This is a genomic window from Algoriphagus alkaliphilus, assembly GCF_900103735.1.
GTDB classification, from domain to species: Bacteria; Bacteroidota; Bacteroidia; order Cytophagales; family Cyclobacteriaceae; genus Algoriphagus; species Algoriphagus alkaliphilus.
This window is the reverse complement of the sequence record NZ_FMXE01000005.1, coordinates 136,714-155,786: the sequence shown is the minus strand read 5'-3', so window position 1 is coordinate 155,786 and position 19,073 is coordinate 136,714. Positions and strand designations below refer to the sequence as shown.

General features: G+C 43.8%; 15 protein-coding genes. 4 read left to right on the top strand and 11 right to left on the bottom strand.

The genetic code is table 11. From position 1 onward, the window contains the following. Nucleotides 1-20: 20 nt before the first annotated feature. Nucleotides 21-1,598, top strand: coding sequence for an NAD(P)/FAD-dependent oxidoreductase (locus BLQ81_RS04445; protein ID WP_092728745.1), 1,578 nt, complete (start codon nt 21-23; stop codon nt 1,596-1,598). A 277-nt stretch (nt 1,599-1,875) separates the two neighbouring features. Beyond that, the gene (locus tag BLQ81_RS04440; protein WP_092728744.1) at nt 1,876-3,237 is read left to right on the top strand and encodes an exonuclease domain-containing protein; all 1,362 of its coding nucleotides are present in this window, start codon (nt 1,876-1,878) and stop codon (nt 3,235-3,237) included. A 137-nt stretch (nt 3,238-3,374) separates the two neighbouring features. Here the strand turns inward: BLQ81_RS04440 and BLQ81_RS04435 are convergent, their stop codons facing one another. Continuing rightward, nucleotides 3,375-3,914 (bottom strand): GNAT family N-acetyltransferase, encoded by a 540-nt coding sequence (locus BLQ81_RS04435; RefSeq protein ID WP_092728743.1) that lies wholly within the window; start codon nt 3,912-3,914, stop codon nt 3,375-3,377. Then, complete coding sequence (locus tag BLQ81_RS04430) at nt 3,914-5,038, bottom strand: pyridoxal phosphate-dependent aminotransferase (protein ID WP_092728742.1); 1,125 nt, start codon at nt 5,036-5,038, stop codon at nt 3,914-3,916. Before BLQ81_RS04430 ends, BLQ81_RS04435 begins: the two co-directional genes overlap by 1 nt. Before the next feature lie 199 nt (nt 5,039-5,237). Here BLQ81_RS04430 and BLQ81_RS04425 point away from each other — a divergent pair, with 199 nt between their 5' ends. Continuing rightward, complete coding sequence (locus tag BLQ81_RS04425; RefSeq protein WP_092728741.1) at nt 5,238-6,029, top strand: hypothetical protein; 792 nt, start codon at nt 5,238-5,240, stop codon at nt 6,027-6,029. A 54-nt stretch (nt 6,030-6,083) separates the two neighbouring features. Here the strand turns inward: BLQ81_RS04425 and BLQ81_RS04420 are convergent, their stop codons facing one another. From BLQ81_RS04420 to topA, 7 genes are all read right to left on the bottom strand, one after another. Further along, on the bottom strand, nt 6,084-7,268 hold the full coding sequence (locus tag BLQ81_RS04420; protein WP_092728740.1) for an MFS transporter: 1,185 nt from the start codon (nt 7,266-7,268) through the stop codon (nt 6,084-6,086). Beyond that, a complete protein-coding gene (mgrA, locus tag BLQ81_RS04415) occupies nt 7,268-8,287 on the bottom strand; it encodes an L-glyceraldehyde 3-phosphate reductase (protein ID WP_092728739.1) in 1,020 nt (339 codons plus the stop codon). The genes BLQ81_RS04420 and mgrA overlap by 1 nt, the downstream gene beginning before the upstream one ends. 19 nt (nt 8,288-8,306) lie before the next feature. Next, nucleotides 8,307-9,641: a YfcC family protein gene (locus tag BLQ81_RS04410; protein WP_092728738.1), complete on the bottom strand. Its 1,335-nt coding sequence runs from the start codon at nt 9,639-9,641 to the stop codon at nt 8,307-8,309. Nucleotides 9,642-9,651: 10 nt separating this feature from the next. Then, entirely contained in the window at nt 9,652-10,758 is a 1,107-nt protein-coding gene (locus BLQ81_RS04405) for a serine hydrolase domain-containing protein (RefSeq protein ID WP_092728737.1), read from the bottom strand. A 5-nt stretch (nt 10,759-10,763) separates the two neighbouring features. Further along, complete coding sequence (locus BLQ81_RS04400; RefSeq protein ID WP_092728736.1) at nt 10,764-12,104, bottom strand: flavin-containing monooxygenase; 1,341 nt, start codon at nt 12,102-12,104, stop codon at nt 10,764-10,766. Between the two features lie 131 nt (nt 12,105-12,235). Next, nucleotides 12,236-12,928 carry an SIR2 family NAD-dependent protein deacylase gene (locus BLQ81_RS04395; protein ID WP_092728735.1) on the bottom strand — a complete coding sequence of 231 codons (693 nt, stop codon included), beginning with the start codon at nt 12,926-12,928 and terminating at the stop codon, nt 12,236-12,238. Between the two features lie 531 nt (nt 12,929-13,459). Further along, nucleotides 13,460-15,787: a type I DNA topoisomerase gene (gene topA / locus BLQ81_RS04385; protein WP_092728733.1), complete on the bottom strand. Its 2,328-nt coding sequence runs from the start codon at nt 15,785-15,787 to the stop codon at nt 13,460-13,462. 157 nt (nt 15,788-15,944) lie between these two features. On the opposite strand from topA, the gene sixA reads away from it, so the two are divergent. Beyond that, the gene (gene sixA, locus BLQ81_RS04380; RefSeq protein ID WP_092728732.1) at nt 15,945-16,412 is read left to right on the top strand and encodes a phosphohistidine phosphatase SixA; all 468 of its coding nucleotides are present in this window, start codon (nt 15,945-15,947) and stop codon (nt 16,410-16,412) included. Between the two features lie 147 nt (nt 16,413-16,559). Here the strand turns inward: sixA and BLQ81_RS04375 are convergent, their stop codons facing one another. Further along, nucleotides 16,560-17,441, bottom strand: a complete 882-nt coding sequence (locus BLQ81_RS04375) for a carbohydrate kinase family protein (protein ID WP_092728731.1) — start codon at nt 17,439-17,441, stop codon at nt 16,560-16,562. Next, nucleotides 17,434-18,777 (bottom strand): sugar porter family MFS transporter, encoded by a 1,344-nt coding sequence (locus BLQ81_RS04370; protein WP_092728730.1) that lies wholly within the window; start codon nt 18,775-18,777, stop codon nt 17,434-17,436. The genes BLQ81_RS04375 and BLQ81_RS04370 overlap by 8 nt, the downstream gene beginning before the upstream one ends. Nucleotides 18,778-19,073: the final 296 nt, after the last annotated feature.

Genomic DNA, 19,073 nt, shown 5'->3' with positions numbered 1-19,073 from the left:
TTAAGGATAAATACCTTACCATGAAAAAGACATTCACACTGCAGCTAAGCCCTGAGGAGGCTTACGATGAAGCTGTTTTTAAACAAACTGTCCTTCGTAAAGCAGGACTTCCCGCTGATATCGAAGAATCCTTTGCCCGCCAAACCCGTAGATCGATCGATGCACGAGGCAGAAAAGTAATTGTGAATGTTGAAGCGGAGCTTTTTATAAATGAAAGCCCCGGCTCCCTATTAGATCATTTACCGAAGTATCAAGACGTTCGAAATGCAGATCGCATCGTCATAGTAGGAGCAGGCCCTGCAGGTCTTTTTGCGGCCTTACGCGCAATCGAATTGGGAGTTAAGCCAATTGTGATCGAAAGAGGTAAAGATGTCCGTGCCAGGCGCCGTGACCTAGCGGCAATTAACAAGGAAGGAATTGTAAATCCAGACTCTAATTATTGTTTTGGCGAAGGAGGAGCAGGTACTTATTCTGACGGGAAACTTTATACCCGATCCAAGAAAAGAGGAGATATTCGGAGAATCATGGAAATCTTGGTAGCGCACGGTGCTACTGAGGAAATCCTCGTCGATGCACATCCCCATATTGGCACAAACAAATTACCCGTTCTGGTTGCCAAACTTAGAGAAAGTATCCTGGAATCCGGAGGTGAAATCCATTTCGAAACCCGGGTAGAAGATTTGATCCTGGAACGAGATGAAATCAAAGGGGTGTTGACAAATCATGGCGATGCCATCAGGGGAATGGGAGTGATTCTCGCGACGGGACATTCAGCCAGAGATATTTTTCAACTTCTTGCTCAGAGAAAAGTACTGATAGAGGCCAAACCTTTCGCCTTGGGAGTCCGGATAGAGCACAGTCAAAATTTGATCGACCGTATCCAATATCATTGTGAGTTGGATCGCGGGCCTTATTTACCTGCTTCAGCTTATTCTTTGGTGCAGCAAACTGAGTTTAAAGGAAAACAGCGTGGTGTGTTCAGCTTTTGTATGTGCCCTGGAGGTTTTATTGTTCCCGCTGCAACGGCTCCGGGTGAGTTAGTCGTCAATGGAATGAGCCCAAGCAGAAGGGACAGTAAGTTTGCCAATTCAGGGATGGTGGTTTCAGTGGAGCTGGAAGATTTGCCTCACTATCAAAAATTTGGCGCGCTCGCCGCGATGCATTTTCAGGCGGATATCGAAAAAAGCGCATGGGAATTGGGAGGGAAAAATCAGGTGGCTCCTGCCCAGCGTATGGTTGATTTTGTTAACAGGAAAGTAAGCAATTCGCTATTGGATACGTCCTACCAGCCTGGTTTGGAGTCTGTGGAAATGCGGGCGGTTCTTCCAGATTTTATTTCGGAACGAATGGCAATTGCATTTAAAGCCTTTGGACAGAAGATGAAGGGGTACTTTACCAATGAGGCCCAGATCATCGGGGTGGAAAGCCGAACCTCCTCACCCGTCCGTATTCCTCGGGATAAAGAAACCTTCGAGCATCCTCATATTAAAAGATTATATCCCTGTGCTGAAGGTGCTGGGTATGCCGGTGGCATCGTCTCTGCGGCCATGGATGGGGAACGCTGTGCAGAAAAACTGATCGCTGCATATGTGAATTAGTGATTTAAGAGTCAGGAAGCAGAAAGACCGAAGCAGGAGAAAACAAAAGCACAGAACCAAGCGGCAAGATGCCACAAGCTGGAGACAAAGATGTACAAAGTACAGACATCGGTCATCCAGTATAAGATATCGGACATCCAGCACCGGTCATCCGACACCGGTCATCCGACACCGGACATCCAGCACCCTTCTTCCGTCTTCCCGCTACTCAAAGGCAATCCCCGACAACCCTTGTCTTCCCTGCTGTTCTCTTGCCTCTATGCATTAACTTTAACCTATGGAATTTGCCATTGTAGATATTGAAACCACAGGAGGATCACCGAGAGGTGCGGGGATTACAGAAATTGCAGTTTTGATCCATGACGGAGTTCAAATTGTGACCGAATGGCAAACCTTAATTAATCCGGAGCAGCAGATACCGGGATACATCACCGGACTGACAGGAATTGACAACAACATGGTACGATCCGCACCAACCTTCTCTGAAATCGCTGAGGAACTTTGGGAGCTATTGGACGATCGGGTCTTTGTCGCCCATTCGGTAAATTTTGATTTTGGGTTTATTCGTGAGGCCTTTCTAAAAATGGGAAAAGTGCTCAATTCCCAAAAATTATGTACCGTCCGGCTTTCCAGAAAGGTTTTTCCCGGACTGGGTTCCTACAGTTTGGGTAGGATTTGCGAGAGCCAAAAAATTCCCATTTTGGCCCGTCACCGGGCTATGGGTGATGCCAAGGCTACCGCTTTACTATTTGATCAAATGATCAGAGATAGGCAGAATATTATATTTTCATCTCTGAAAAGAAACGCTGGAGAAACTTTTCTTCCTCCTCATTTCCCCTTAACCAAATTCAAACAAATCCCTGAAGCTTGCGGCGTGTACTACATGCTCAATACTAAAGGGAAAGTCATCTATGTGGGAAAAGCATTGAATATCAGGGAGCGATTCAAAGGACACTTCTCCGGACAGGTTTTGCCTCAACTGAAGCAGCAATTGAAAACCGAGGTGGTGGATCTTCAGTGGCAACTTACAGGAACGGAATTCATGGCTTTGCTTTTTGAAACGCTAGAAATCAAGCGGCTTTGGCCTACCTACAATTCAGCCTTGAAAATGCCAAAAACCTTGTGGGGTTTGTTCCATTATCAGGATGGTTCCGGGTATTATCGTTTTCAGGTTGCCAAAGTGAGTAAAAACTTAAGGCCTTTGGAAACTTTTTTCTCCTCAGAGGAAGCAAATCAATTTCTGAAATCCGGAATTGAGACCTACCAACTTTGTCAAAAATTGAGTGGCTTAAGGAAAGTGACCTGCCAAGTCCTCCAGGATGAAACTTGCCTTGGAGCCTGCAATTCTTCCGAAAATCCACTGACTTACAATGAACGGGTGGAAGATTTTATTCAGGGGATTAAAAAATCGAAAAAAGACTTAATGTTGAACCTTCCGGGTAGAGAAGAAGGTGAAAATGCCTACTGCTATTTTGAGGGGGGCATGCTCAGCCGATATTCCTACTTGAAAAGTCCTGATTTTCCCGATCCAAACGATCTGGAAACCGTTCCAAAAGTTCCGGAGACGTTCTACATTCTAAGGCAGTATATTCATCAGATTGATGCTGCTAAGATTCGCGTTTTTTCACTTACTAATTAAAAATATAGCCTCTTGCTTCAAAAAAACTGCCTACTGCCCACTGCCTACTGCCTACTGCCACTGCCTACTGCCACTGCCTACTGTCCACTGCCTACTGTCCACTGCCTACTGCCACTGCCCACTGCCAACTGCCCACTCTAAACCTTCCATTCTCCCTCAATCAGGCTGTAATAAATTGTGTCTCTTCTTCTACCATTTGTCATCAATGTATGACTTCGCAGCACGCCTTCTTCGACAGCTCCAAATTTCAATAGAGCATGCCGCGCAGGCATATTCAAGACATCAGTTTTGATTTCGACCCGTTTCAATTTCAACACACCAAAGCAATAGTCAAGCATCAGTTTCTTCATGGATTGGTTTATTCCCAAACCTTGATATGCTTCTCCCAACCAAGTCCATCCAATCTCAACTCGCTTATCACGGACAGAATAATTCCCGAATGCTGTGGCACCTGCCAGATTTCCCGTGGATTTTTCAATGACGGTAAATTGAAGCCTTTCCTCAGTGAAATGTGGAGTGGCCCATTTTTCAAATTCCTCTGGGATACTCAGATCATGTGTAAAATAGATCCACATCTTTGGATCTGCACTTAAAGCCTGGAGCAAAGTAAAGTCCTGCAGTACCATTGGTCTCAGCAGGACTTTTTCATTTTCTAAAATAAGATTCCGATCAATCATTAGCCGAGTACTTCCTTGATGGCTCGATTATAAAGTGTGATTTCCTCGATCGTTCCGGTTGATATTCTACACCAATCATTCAATGGAGGGAATGCACGACCGATAATAAATCCCTTTTTCTCCATGATCTCACCGAGTTCTTTGATGTCTTTTCCGGATTGAAAAAAAACAAAATTTGCATGAGAAGGGAGGTAAGGCAACTTTAACTCATTTAGAGTTTGGATGATCATCGCTTTTGCTTCTTCGTTTTTTTGCAACGAAAACTTGTAAAAATCAGCATCAGCCAAGGCCGCTTTTCCTGCCTCAATTGCCATGATATTGGTATTGGCGACAACTCTGTCTTTCAGCTTTTTTGCCAGATCCGGCTTGGCAATCAAATACCCCATTCGGATTCCCGCCAATCCATAGACTTTGGAAAGAGTACGGGAAACCACTACATCATGACCTTTTTTCACCAACTCCACCATAGATGGATAGTTGGGCTCGGTGATGTAATCATAGTAGGCTTCATCGCTGAAAACCACGGTTCGTTGACTTACTTTTTCACAGAAATCCATTACCCTGTCAGCAGGCAGAAGCTTCCCGGTAGGATTGTTTGGGTTGCAAAGAAAAACCAATCCAGTTTCATAGCTTACCCGCTTTTCGATTTCATCCAGATCAAAATCAAGATCTTTGTTCAATGGTACCCAGTTGATCTCAGTGCCCCAAAGTTCGGCATATTCCATCATCGAAAGGAATGTGGGCGTACAACTGATGATTTCTCTGCCTCTTCCAAAAGTTATTCCGGCTACTTTCAGACCTTCCGTTGATCCTGCGGTCAGGACAATGTAATCTTCGGGTACTCCTTCTTTCTCAGCGATCATTTTAACCAGAGAAGCATTGTAAGCCCAAGGATAGCGGCACCCATTGTCGAAAGCAGCGACCATAGCTTTCCGCATCGATTCGGATGGGCCGTAGGGGTTTTCATTGGATCCCAGTCGGATTGGACCGGCTATCGGACGTGGATTATACTTTTTTATCTCTTCTGCACTGAGGGAAGATACGATTCCAGTACCTCCGAATAGCGCCAAACCTCCTCCCAGTGTAGAAGTTTTTAGCCAATCTCTTCTTGATAGTCCCTTCATTGAATTTCTGTTTTGATTGTTAAAATACTAAGCTTTCCCCAATAGTGTTAGAAAAATTACATTTTAGGCTATACTTTATTTAAAGTAGGTTTCAAGCCGTAATAACCTGAATAAAAAGTTTTTATTCTGAAAATTGATTTTTTACAGAATTAATTTTTAAATTATTCCTGGCACAATAAACCCTAAACCCCAAAATATTATGAAAAAGTTTTTATTAATCTTGGTTTGTGGGTTGCTTTGGACAAACGTACTTCATGCCCAGCAAACTCAGTATTCGGTATTCGAATTCATCAAGGTGGAGAAAGACCAGCTTTTTGACTACATCGAGTTCAAAGATTTAACAGAAAAGGTATATCGGCAGGCTCTCAACGACAAACGGATTAAAGGTTGGGACTTTTGGAAAGTTCAAACAGGCTCAGAACAGGGAGAATATCAATACATCATGGTAACCCACTATGATGATCCCGTTAAAATGATGAATGGATTGGACGATGAAGCGATGATTGAATACACCAGAATAGCCTATCCTCATCTCTCCGATGCTCAAATAAGGACATTATTCAAACAATCTATTGCCATTAGAGATTTACCTGTGCGATTATATATGAGAGAATTGGCTTCTACCAATGATAACTTTCAGTATAAACCCGGGGTTTTGGCCTCATTTGATTTGATGAAGGCTGTAGAAGGCAAATTTAGTGATTATGAAAAAGCCGAAATCGAAGTTTTCAAGCCTATCCATCAAAGTCGCATTAATCAGGGAATGATGGGGCATTGGAGCTTTCTCAGAGCAGCACTGCCTCAGGGTTCGGAAGCCTCATCCACACACCTTACTGTAAATCTCTATAAGGATTACGTGCAGTTTTTCAATGCACAAGCCTATGAAGATATGAACCAGACTGCTGCACAAAGAAATGCAGTAAATGAGGGCTTGAAGTCCAGAGACCAAAAGTGGATTTATCTGGCAAATCTCGAAAATGTAGTTAGATAGTAGTCCGGTAGACTATTTATTCAAGAGGATCTCCAAAAGGATCCTCTTTTTTTATTACTTGGAAGGTGAAAATCCCCTGAAATAGCGATATCCCAGCAATCCTAAAATAGGCCCAATCGCCAGCCAGCCCAAAAACTCCCGGGGTAAAAAGTGATTACTCATAAATTGATTAAACTGAATACTGATTATTGTCAGCCCAAATCCTATTGAATTAACCATGGTGAGGGCGGTTCCCCGATACTCCGCCTTAACACTCTGAGCGACTAAAGTGGAAAACTGAGGCGAGTCTGCAGTGACCAAAACACCCCAAATCAGAAGAAAGGGGAGTATCATACTGTTAGGTATCTCTGGGAATATAATCAATAATACCCCACAGATTCCCGATCCGGCCAAACTATAAAGGGCCACTTTTTCACTTCCTAGTTTACCTGAAATTAATCCACCCACAACACAGGAAACCCCTCCAATGGCAATGATTGCAAAAGTCCAAAACGAATTTTCAGCTCCAATTGAAGTCTCATTTCTCAAATCCATCAGTAAAAAAGGCAGTAATGCCCAAAAAGTGTACAATTCCCACATATGTCCAAAATAGCCCAATGCCGCCCCTTGAAGTGATTTGATTTTGGCAAGCTTGGGGAGCAGGCCAAGATCAAAAACTGAATTCGCCTTCCGAAATGGACCATTTGGCACAAAAAAACCTACCAGAGACCCTCCAATAATTGCAAGTCCTGAGGTTACCAAAAGGATGATTTTCCAAGAATATTCCGCTCCCAAGGCTTTGATTAGAAATGGAAATGAAGTGCCAAACACCAATGCTCCAACCAAAAATCCCAAGGCGGATCCCAATCCTTTTTCGTAATAATCCGAAGCTATTTTCATCCCGACAGGGTAGATTCCTGCCAGAAAGAATCCAACTAAAAACCGGAAGCCTAATACGGAAACAAAACCAACTGGCAGAATGATCAGCAAAATGTTAAACGTAGCAGCCAAAACTGCGCTGTAGAAAAAAACAGCTGAAGGGGAATAGCGATCTGCGATCGACCCAAAAGCATATAAAAAAGTTCCTGTTATAAATCCCAGCTGAACGGCAGAGGTAATCCAGGATATCATCCCTGAAGTACCCAGCAGGGCTTCAAAATCCTGCGCAGCCACATTGCCAGCAAACCAAAGAGAAGTGCCCAAAAATTGAGCGATTACAATCAAAATCAGGGCACTCCGGGATGATATTTGTATTGGCATCAGACCCTCAAAATTGTTTTTATTTGGGTGATTTCCTCAGAACTGAACGTGGAGTTTTTCACCGCAGCCACATTGTCATCCAGCTGTTCCGGTTTGGAGACACCTATCAGGACAGAGGTGATTCTTGAATCTTTCAGCAGCCAGGCGATAGCCATTTGTGCGAGGGATTGGCCTCTTTTGAGTGCGATATCATTCAGTTTACTGATCATCTCCAACTTTTCGGGAGCGACTTGCTCAGGTTTCAGGTATCGTCCGTCTTTTGCCGCACGGGAGTCTGCGGGAATTCCTTTTAAATATTTATCGGTGAGCATTCCTTGTTCCAGGGGAGAAAAAGCAATACCCCCAACTCCTTTCTGCCCCAAGACATCCATCAGTCCATTTTCTACCCATCGGTCAATCATGCTGTATCTTGGCTGATGAATCAATAGTGGAGTTCCCAGAGATTTCAGAATTTCATAAGCTTTGGCGGTGTCTTCAGCGCTGTATTGGGAGATTCCCACATAGAGCGCTTTGCCCTGTCTCACCAATTGATCCAAAGCTCCCATGGTCTCTTCCAATGGGGTATTTGGATCAGGCCTGTGATGGTAGAAAATATCCACATATTCTAGACCCATGCGCTTAAGACTCTGATCGCAGCTGGCAATTAGGTATTTTCTGGAACCAAAATTTCCGTAAGGTCCAGGCCACATATCCCAGCCTGCCTTGCTTGAAATCAGTAACTCATCACGGTAGGGGAGGAAATCTTTTTTCAAAATCCTTCCGAAATTTTCTTCAGCCGATCCAAATGGGGGGCCGTAATTGTTTGCCAAGTCGAAGTGACAAATACCCAGGTCAAAGGCCCTTCTCAGGATTTTTCTCCCCAAAGTCAGGTCCGCGTTGTGGCCGAAATTATGCCACAGCCCCAAACTGATCTCAGGAAGCATTAACCCACTTTTACCACAATACCGGTATTTCATCTGATCGTACCGATCGGATGCAGGCTGATAGGGAAGAAGTGGGTTGTGATCGTTGATTTGCATTGGTTAAATAGGTTTATGATTAATTGAAGAATACTATTCCCAGGAAACATGCTCCAAGTGCTAATGCGGCGATATACAGCCAGCTTTTCCAAATGTAAGCAATCCAGTCTTTATAGCTAATTCCCGCTCCGGCAATGATTGCCATCATTCCACCATTGGTCGGTGCGAGCATATCCATTAGCGCAGCGGGGTATTGAAATGCCAGTACTGCAACCTCACGGCTTAATCCAATCAAATCTGCCAGAGGGGCAGTCAAAGGAATGGTCAAAACGGCTTGACCAGACGTGCTGGGAACAGGAATATGAATCAATGCTTGACTGAGAAACATACCTGCAACTGCCAAAGCCTCAGGAAGAGATTCCAAAGGTGAAAAAAGACCCTGAATCAGCGGATCGATGATTAACCCTTTCTCTAAAACTAAGTAGACGCTTCTGGCTAAACCGACAATGATTCCGGCAAAAATCATTTCCCCAAACCCACTGACATAGGTTCTCGCAGTTCCGTTCAGCCCCATTCCTCCAATTAATCCACAAAGAATCCCCACCACAAAAAACAGGGCTGACATTTCGGTATACCCCCAATCTAATGCCGTGATACCATAAACCATAACGCCAATACCACCAAAGGATAACACTAAAATTATTCCATATTGAAGAGAAAGCGGACTGGGTTTAAACTCAGACGTAAGTTGAACGGCTGTTTTTATTTTCCCTATTTTCATGTGAATGGTAATCCAGGCAAAAAGTGCCACAACCAAAAAAACGCTTCGAAACAAGGCATTGGAAAAGAGCGGGACTTCGGCAATATTCTGAGCTAAAAGCCCTACAAATGGATTGATTGGAGAAAATGCCGCTCCGATAAGGGACGAGCCTAGGGTGATTGCAAGGATCGCCCGAAGGTCGTAATTCAATTTGGCCGCCAAAATGACAAAAATCGGCACCATCGGAATCAGCTCCTCCTGCATCGAGATGGAGGCTCCGCCCACTGCAAACACAAAACCCAGTATATAAAAAAGTAAAAATCTCGAATTCCTAAATCGGTAAATTAATGCTTCAATACCTGCCTGAAGGGCCCCGGTTTTTTCCACAATATAAAAAGCACCCCCTAAAATCAAAATTAGAACGATAATGTCCGCTCCTGCAATAATGCCCTCTGGAATTGCTTTTAAAATCTCCCATAAGCTCGGATTTACATCTTCCACAAGTTTAAAACTTCCAGGAACCACGATTTCTCTGCCCGACAGCTCATCCAGCACTCGATCAAAACTTCCCGAAGGAATAATTAAAGTGGCTAAAGCCGCCATCACAATAAATCCTAATAAAATGATCAGGGGATGGGGAAAGGAGAGCTTCATTTGGGAAGGGTTATGGCGTGATTATTTTCAAAATAGCTGCTGCAATTTCTCTTCGAAAGTCAGCCTTGTCAGCGGCATTGGATACAAGAAAGAAAGCGACTTCCAAGTCAGGGGAGTAAATGACAAGTGAGCTATACCCGCCCTGCTCTCCAAAATGCCCTATAAAACCGGAATTGTTGATTTGTATGGATTGGAATCCTGCCGGGATTTCTTCACCGGATTTTAACCAGGCAAGTTCATCTCCAAAAGTTCCCATATTTCCGCGACTTAAGTGGATGAGGGCTTTGGAAAGTTCAGCAGCGCTGAGGACAAGGCCCGAAGAAGGTGATGGAAAACGTTCTAATTTTAAAGCTTTGGGTTCGATTCTTTTCCAGAGAAATGTCCGTTGATGCCCTTGGATTGATCCCGTGTCCAGAGGCCATTTGACTACGAATTCACTAGAATTCATCCCTCCGGGAATAAGGATACGTTCTTTGGCAATCAGTTCAAAAGGGATTGCTTCACTGACTTCGAGTAAATATCCTATCAAGTCAAAATTGGCATCAGCATAGTGATATTGCCTGTTTCCAAGTTTTGGGGAGTTGAGGAGATTCGGGAGATTTCCCAATTGTCTTTTTTCCTGATTTAGCAGGACGCTTCCCAATCCCCGTTTATCCGTAATTCCGGAAGTATGCCTAAGCAAATCCCGAAGTGATAGTTGGGAAAAATCCGAACTCAGTTTTTTCGCTTTAGGTAAAATTGAATTCACAGGGGAGTCGAGGGAGTAGCCTTTTTCCAAGGCGAAATTCGCCAATGTAAGGGCGGTAAAAATCTTGGAAACTGATGCTACCGGGATTTGGCTTTGTAGCGTCAGAGAGTCTTTAGTCTTAAGATTTTCAAATCCAAAAGCCCTGAGATATGTCAGTTTTTCGTTCTTTATGATACCAACTGCTATTCCTGGGATCAGGTATTGAATGAGACTTTGTGAAAGAAGCGAATCAATTCTTGCATCTCTGGATTCAGGATATGAGACAGGCGTTACTCGCACTTTTGGATAGCTTCGCCACCATTCCCAGCCCAAAAAAAGAAGGAACCAAAAGGCCAGCCCTAGCAAGATATATTTTGTGATCCGTTTCATCCGGATCAGGTTGGAACTGTGCTGTTCATTGGATGTGGCATTGGGCTTTTGGAAACATATCCTTTGGGCAATTCCTTTTTTATTGCTTTCACAAAAAGATGATAATCTACCGTGATGGTATGCCTTGGGGAATTTACTTGTTGGTAATGCGGATTTGTCACTTCCTTTTGGCAAAGCTCCTGAATTGAACTCGGACGTTTCCAGTTCCCGATCAGTTCCTGTGCCATAAGTTTACTTTGTAGTTCTGCTCCAGGCCAAATACATCCCAGAGGCTGAAACATACCAATGAAATAGAGGTTCTCGTACTTTGGGTGGAACATTTTCAGATAAAGCGGAACCGATCCCTCTGAGTAGTCAATAAAGTTTTTGTCAAAAAACGGATGACTCAACCAGTATCCCGTGCAGGCAATCACGGTATCATACTCTTCCGTTTTCCCATCCTCAAATAGCACCTGCTTTCCATCAAAACGCTTGATATCTAATCTGGGCTTAACTTTTCCATGACGGATTTTGTGCAAAAGTTCGTCATTAATCGTGGGATGGGTGGCTCCAAAAGGTCCCGTTACCGGTCTTAGGCCATATTGGCTATTCTCCCCAAGCATGACCTTAAGTAATATTTTATTAAAAAATCCTCGAATTTTAATCGGAAGCCATTTGCTTTGTTCGGCTATTTTGTCTGAAGGTATTCCAAAAAAGAACTTAGGGACAATCTGGTAGCCCCGTCTCCAGCTGATTGCGGTCATTTTTGAAACCCGGCTCGTTTCAACGGCAACATCACAGGCTGAATTACCTCCTCCGATTACCAAAACGCGCTTTCCGGCAAATGGAGTAGCCTTTTTGAAATTATGCGAATGAAGAAACTCTCCTTCAAACCTCCCCGGATACTCAGGATATCTTGGTTTCCAGTGATGGCCATTGGATACGACCAAATGCGTGAATTTCCCGGTCGTTTCGATTCCGTTTTTTTCTGTTGTTAGGTGCCATGTTTTGTCATCTATCCGCTCACAGTGCTTTACTAAAGTGCCAAATTGGATGAAGGGATAAAGATTGAAGCGATGGGCATAAGCCTGGAAATATCGCCTTAAGGTATCATGATCTGGATAATCTGCTGTTTCGGGGTCGAAATCGTCAAAGGTAAAGTCTTCGTATTGGGAGAGTGTTTTGGAAGATATAATATGGGTAGTTTCAAAAACGCTGGAATGACTCTCGTTTTCGGAGTAGATCCAATTACCACCTACATCCTCGTTTCGGTCAAAAGCCACGGCATCCAAACCTTGATCGAGAAGGTTTTTCAAGGCAGTGATTCCGGAAGGCCCACATCCAATGACGGCAACTTTTAACTTCATAAATAATGGCTTGGGTCTAAAGTTCAGCGAGTCAGATTTGTCTATCAGCCTTAAAGTAATGGAAAAAAATCAAAACAGAATGGGATGAGTTCTGCCGCTAACTCTAAATCAATTAATTTTTCGAGGCTAGTTTAACTTGAAACCAGCAAATCCTCCAAAATCCGCATTCCTACTGTGGCTTTTTCCTGAATCACTTTCACTTCTCTAGGTAACTGAAAGTCGGGAACCTGTGGGTCAATCAAGAATTTTCGCGCTGCCTTTGGCACAAAATCGATCAGACTGGCTGCTGGATAAACTTGCATGGAAGTGCCCAATACCAAAAATACATCTGCCTTGGATGTCAGGGAAATGGCGGGTTCCATCATGGGTACAGCCTCCCCAAACCATACAATGAAAGGGCGGAGTTGACTTCCTTTTTCGCATTTAGTGCCTTCTTTGATCTCCCAATGATCCAAGGTATAAACTAAACTTGGGTCGAGTGAACTTTGAGCTTTACTGAGTTCCCCATGCAAGTGAAGCACATTGGAGGAGCCTGCTCGTTCATGGAGGTCGTCTACATTTTGGGTAATGATCTGAACCTCAAAGTGCCTTTCCAGCCTAGCCAAGGCATAGTGCGCATCGTTTGGCTGGCAGTCCTGAGCCTGTTTTCTTCGCTGATTGTAAAAATCCAGAACCAAGGCTTGATTTTTACGCCAGCCTCCAGGGGATGCTACCTCCATTATGTCATGACCTTCCCAAAGTCCATTACTGTCTCTGAAGGTGCGTATTCCGCTTTCTGCAGATACTCCGGCACCGGTAAGTACGACAAGTCTTTTTTGATTCATAGGAATTGAACCGGAAAAATAACAAAATATCACCGCTGTACCAGACCCGGATGGAGTTGATCCTTTTTCTGGCATTTACTTTTCGATATTAGGTATGCGGCTTAAGCCCACGCCCGGCGGACTTTCAATTTTGAAGTTAAAGAAGTTTTTAGGTTTAGATTGCATCAACACCTTTTTTGTCTTTGGAATTTGTAAGTCCATTTCCAAAAAGTTCAATCCGCTTCGGGGTTGTTGTCCGCCATTGTTGACCTTTATTTCCCTAGGTTTATTGAAAGGTTTGACCACTTCGTGGTCATTGGATTATTCTTTTTCCCTATTGTTAAGATTTCAGACCCCTTATAAGGGGTCAAACATCTAAATAGCCGCGGGTGGAACCCGTGGAAAACGTGATATAGACCCAATCCCCACGACCCCGTAGCGGGTCGAACTATTTTCGAATTATGTGATGTATATCGCCCTTGCCAAAGACTATTTTGCTCATAAGGAATAGTTTTTCCCAAAAAAACCGACCCTTGGGAGGTCGGTTCTGAATTACTTCTTTTTCGCAGGAAACTTGCCTTTTTTCTTGCCTGCATCCGGCTGTGATTCGATGATTTCGATCGTTTCGGTGTAGGTGAGTTGCTCTGCTTCCTTTCCTTTTGGGATCTTATAGTTGTTTTTTCCCAGCTTGATGTATGGTCCCCAGCGACCGTTCAGTACTTGAATCTCAGGATTTTCATCAAAGGTTTTGATATGTTTTTTGGAGTCTGCATCACGCTTATTCACGATTAACTCTATTGCCTCTGCTTCGGTGATGGACATCGGATCCTGCTCTTTATTCAGGGAGTAAAATGCGCTTTCATGTTTGATGTATGGTCCATATCTTCCGAGTGCAGCAGTCATCTTTTTGTCTTCAAAGAATCCCACTTCCCGCGGCAGCTTAAACAGTTCGAGGGCATCATCCATGGTCATATTTTCGATAAACTGACCCTTTTTCAAACTTGCAAACTGCTTGTCTTCATCTTCGGTTTCTCCGATTTGAACCAATGGCCCAAAGCGTCCAAGTCTTGCATAGACATTTTTGCCATTGCTTGGGTGCTGCCCAATCATTCGGCTGGTGTTTACATCCTGACGGGAAACCTGCTCGGTATCTTCCACACTTTTGTGGAATTTACCATAGAATCCGTCGATCATATCCTGCCAATCCTGTCCTCCTGCGGCGATGTCGTCAAATTCCTTTTCTACTCGTGCAGTGAAATGGAAATCAATGACATTTGGGAAATGCTCCACCAGGAAGTCATTGACCACCATGGCGATATTGGTAGGGAAGAGCTTGTTTTTCTCTGCGCCGGTATTTTCTGTTTTGGTTGCGTCATGGAATTGTCCCTTGGCGATCTTCATTTCCACATAGTTTCGTGGTGTACCATCTCTTGCTTCTTTGACCACGTACTCCCGCTTTTGGATCGTGGAGATCGTTGGTGCGTAAGTGGAAGGTCGGCCAATACCCAGTTCTTCTAGTTTTTTCACCAGCGATGCTTCGGTATACCTCGGTGCAGGTCTGCTGAAGGTTTCTCTACCTTTCATTTCCTGAAGATTCAGTCCTTGACCAATGTTGATTGGAGGCAAAAGCGACTTGTTTCCTTCTTCCTCATCTTCAGGTTCATCGTCAGTATCTTCCAAATACACCTTGAGAAATCCATCAAACTTAATCACCTCACCGGTCGCCACAAGATTCAGCGTAGAATTGGAGATGGCAATGGTGATGACCGTTTTTTCCAGTTCGGCATCTGCCATTTGAGAAGCGATGGCACGCTTCCAGATCAGTTCGTAAAGTCGCTGTTCATTACGCTCTCCGGACACTTGGCTGGCAGAGAAATCTGTAGGGCGAATGGCTTCGTGCGCTTCTTGTGCACTTTCGGACTTGGTGGTAAACTGTCTTGATTTATGGTATCTAGACCCAAAAGAGTCTTCAATTGATTGTTTAGCGGCAGACATAGCATCCTGAGATAGGTTGGTGCTGTCTGTACGCATGTAAGTGATCTTTCCGGCCTCGTATAGCTTCTGAGCTACAGACATGGTTTGTGCAACGGAAAAATAAAGCTTTCGCGAAGCTTCCTGCTGAAGGGTGGACGTGGTAAAAGGTGCTGCGGGAGTCTTTTTCGTTGGCTTTTTCTCCAGATTTGCTACGGAGAAAGATGCCTCCAGGCATTTCTTCAGAAAGTCTTCGGCTTCTGCTTTGGTGTCAAATTTCTTGGGGAGTTCGGACTGAAAGGTTTTTCCTTCCACTTCAAACAGTGCAGTGACCCGAAACGATGACTTGGATTTGTGCGTCTCGATTTCCCGCTCGCGCTCCACAATTAGGCGAACTGCCACAGATTGAACCCGTCCGGCGGAGAGACCTGTTTTTATTTTTTTCCAAAGAATTGGAGAAAGCTCAAACCCAACCAACCTGTCCAAAATCCTTCTGGCCTGCTGCGCATTCACCAGATTGTAATCAATTCCCCTAGGGTTTTCGATCGCTTTTGTGATGGCATTCTTGGTGATTTCTCTAAAAACAATTCTCCTGGTGCGTTCTTCTTTTAAGTTTAGCACCTCTTTAAGGTGCCATGAAATGGCTTCACCTTCGCGGTCATCATCACTCGCTAAGTAAACCATCACGGCATCCTTTGAAAGTGCTTTCAGATTTTTGATCACCTCTTTTTTATCGGCAGTGACCTCGTAGGTAGGTTGGAAGCGGTTTTTGATATCTATTGCTTTGTCGCCTTTAGGAAGATCCCGCACGTGACCATAGCTGGAGACTACCTTGAAGTCCTTGCCGAGGTAACCCTCAATGGTCTTTGCTTTGGCAGGGGATTCGACGATGACTAGATTTTTTAACATAGAGAAAATGGGAAATTTCCTGACCGAAAGGCCAAATACGAAAAGCTAAAAATAGAGGGCCTAGTTTTCTTGTCCAAATAATAAAAAAATGAGATCATCCGATTTGGAAAGATTTTTGAGGTTTTGGTTAAAGATTTTTAAGTAAAACGGGTAATAAATGAAGCAATTATTTCTGTTGAGACATGGTGAAGCAGGCTTTTCAGATGGTGTGGACTTCCAAAGACAACTGACTAAAAAAGGAAAAGAAAACCTCAATCGCTTAGGTCAAACACTTCAGCCCACAGGGTTGAAAGTGGATCATTTATATTGTTCTGCTGCTACCCGTACGCGTGAAACCGCAGAAATAATCAAAAAACACATCGAAATAGATACGGAAGTATATGCTCAGCAGATCTATGAAGGGGGACTGGAAGCACTGATAAAACTTCTTGAGAATACTCCGGATGATGCTCAATCCTGCATGCTTATCGGACACAATCCGACCATCAGCGTGCTGATATCTCATTTGACTCATGCCAATTACGTGGGGCTTCAGCCCGGGATGATGGCTATTATCGATTTGGAAATCACCGAGTGGCATATGATCGGTCTGGGCACGGGGACATTGAAAGAACTGATGCAGTGAGCAGTGTCCAAGCACTGTTGGCAGTTTTTAGGAATGAGTCAGATTAGGTAAAAATTGTATGCAGTAATCGGTAAGTTGTAATCAGTAGTTGAAATACAACTTACAACTCACAGTTTACAATTCACTACTTACCACTTATTCAATCACTCAGAACTCACCAATCCTGTGGATATCCGCTTCGCTATACCTGGGTGTTCCTCCTTTTTGAGTTGCGACAAACCCACCGATTTTACAGGCAAAATCCAGAATTTCCTGCGGGGACTTTTCCTCTAAATACGTTTTTATAAATCCGCTTAAAAAAGCATCCCCGGCGCCTATCGAATCCACTACTTGTACTTTGTAGCCGGAGTGTGGATAAATTTCCCCTTTTTGATAAATCAACGCTCCTTTTGATCCTTGGGTGATGCAGATGATCTCCATAGGAAAATGCTGATCTAAATAATTACAAAGTGATTCAATGCCGGGATCAGTCCCAAAATAGTCGGCGAAAATCTCCAATTCATCTTCGTTTATTTTCAGGACATCAGTGAATCCTAGCAGCGTTTCTATTACCTCAAAATCATAGAATGGAGGGCGTAAGTTTGCGTCAAAAATCCGTAATGTGGGGTGTTGGAGAAGCTTTATCAGGGTTTTTAGACTTTCTGTATTTCGGACACCCAGTGTTCCAAATACAAATGCATCCGCATCTTCCACTGCTTGGTCATTAGCAACAGTCCACTCAATAAAATCCCATGCTACCGGAGAGATTATATTGTACTTGATGTTTTCGGGATCAGTGGTGTCGACCAAGACCTTGGATGTTTCATGATCGGCTTTGATTTGAATGAGGTCAAGTGGAAGTTCAAATTCCCGAAGAAAACCAAGTAGCTTTTCCCCGTCTTCATCCTTTCCAACAGCGGAAATCAAACGGGAATTTAATCCCAGCTGATGAAGATTGAGTGCCACATTCATGGGCGCACCCCCAGCTACAGGTCCGCTTGGAAGGCAATCCCAAAGCATTTCTCCGAAAATTACAACTTGATCACGCATGGTTTTTATGTAAGTCTTTTTGAATCTCTTCCAAGGAGCGTCCTTTGGTCTCCGGCATTTTAAACTTTACCCAAAGCAGTTGGAGGACCATCATTCCGCAGAAAAACGCAAAGATATAGCCCGGGCCGTAGCTGTTGGCAAAGAAAGGAAAAACATTCGCAATGAGGGCTGCCAGAATCCAATGTGTAAAAGAACCCAAAGACTGACCGGAGGCTCTAAGTTCATTGGGAAACATTTCAGAAATGAAGACCCATATTACGGCACCTTGACCCACTGCATGTGATGCAATAAAACCGAAAACAAAAACCGGAAGCCAAAATGCCGGAATCCCGGGCCCCAGAAAATTGAAGGCCATCAAGCCGAGGAATAGGATGTATCCAAATGACCCGATGTACATCAGCTTTTTTCGTCCAAGCCGATCAATCAAATACAGGCCGAAAAAGGTTGCTACCAGATTGACAATGCCGATTCCAATGGTGGAAATCAGCGCATTTTCAGTGGAAATACCAGCCATTTCAAAGATTCTTGGGGCAAAGTATATAATGGCATTAATTCCCGACACCTGATTGAAAAAGGCTATCATCACAGCCAGCATTGTACTTGAAAAGAATCGGGAATTGAAAAGGGCTCCAAATCCTGCCTTCTGCTTCATGCTTTTTTCTTCTTCAATCGCAAGTCGGATAGCTTCATCGACACCGTCCGGATCAGTTCGGGTCAAGATTTCCCGTGCTTTGACCTGATCATTGAATTTGGCAATCAGCCAACGCGGACTTTCAGGAATTCTAAAAATCATCACACTATATAGTAATGCGGGGATTCCTTCCACGGCGAGCATCCATCTCCAATCTTCGGGAAGTCCGGCTGTACCGATCAGGTAGTTGGAAATGTAAGCCACCACGATCCCAAAGACAATGTTGAACTGATACAGTGCGACTAATTGTCCCCTGTTTTTGGCAGGAGCAATCTCCGAAATGTACATCGGGGCTACAACCGAGGAAGCACCGACTCCCAAGCCTCCCAGAAATCTAAAGAACGTGAAGGATTCAACATCCCAAGCCAAGCCCGACCCTAGTGCTGAAATGAAGTAAAATAGGCCGATCCATAGTAAACTTTTCTTTCTGCCAATTCGATCCGCGGGAATCCCTCCAAACAATGCCCCAATCACCGTCCCATAAAGTGCTGATGCTATGGCTAATCCGTGAATCCAATCACTTAGTTTCCATACTTCTTGAATGTCCCGCTCTGCACCGGAGATCACTGCTGTATCAAATCCAAACAAAAAGCCGCCCAAAGCGGCTGTGATGGAAACAAAAAAGGCATATTGTTTAGAAGTCATGAAGGGTTTTGGGTCGATGGAATCACTAAACTACTCAGAAGCCTTTTAAATCAAAATGGCCAACCCTCATTTCGATATTTTTTAGAAATCCATACCTGGAACGCTTTACATAAATTTCGCAAAACGAATGGAATACAGAATTTACGACCGAATTAAAAAAGTAAAATCCGCATAAATAACCAAAGAATATTTTGTTTCTAATCTTTCACCAAAGCCCTTCCTCCTGTAAAATTGTTATATTCGCAGGCGTAAAAAAGTTAGCTTAACTCTGCCCTAAACCGTTTCAATTTGAAACC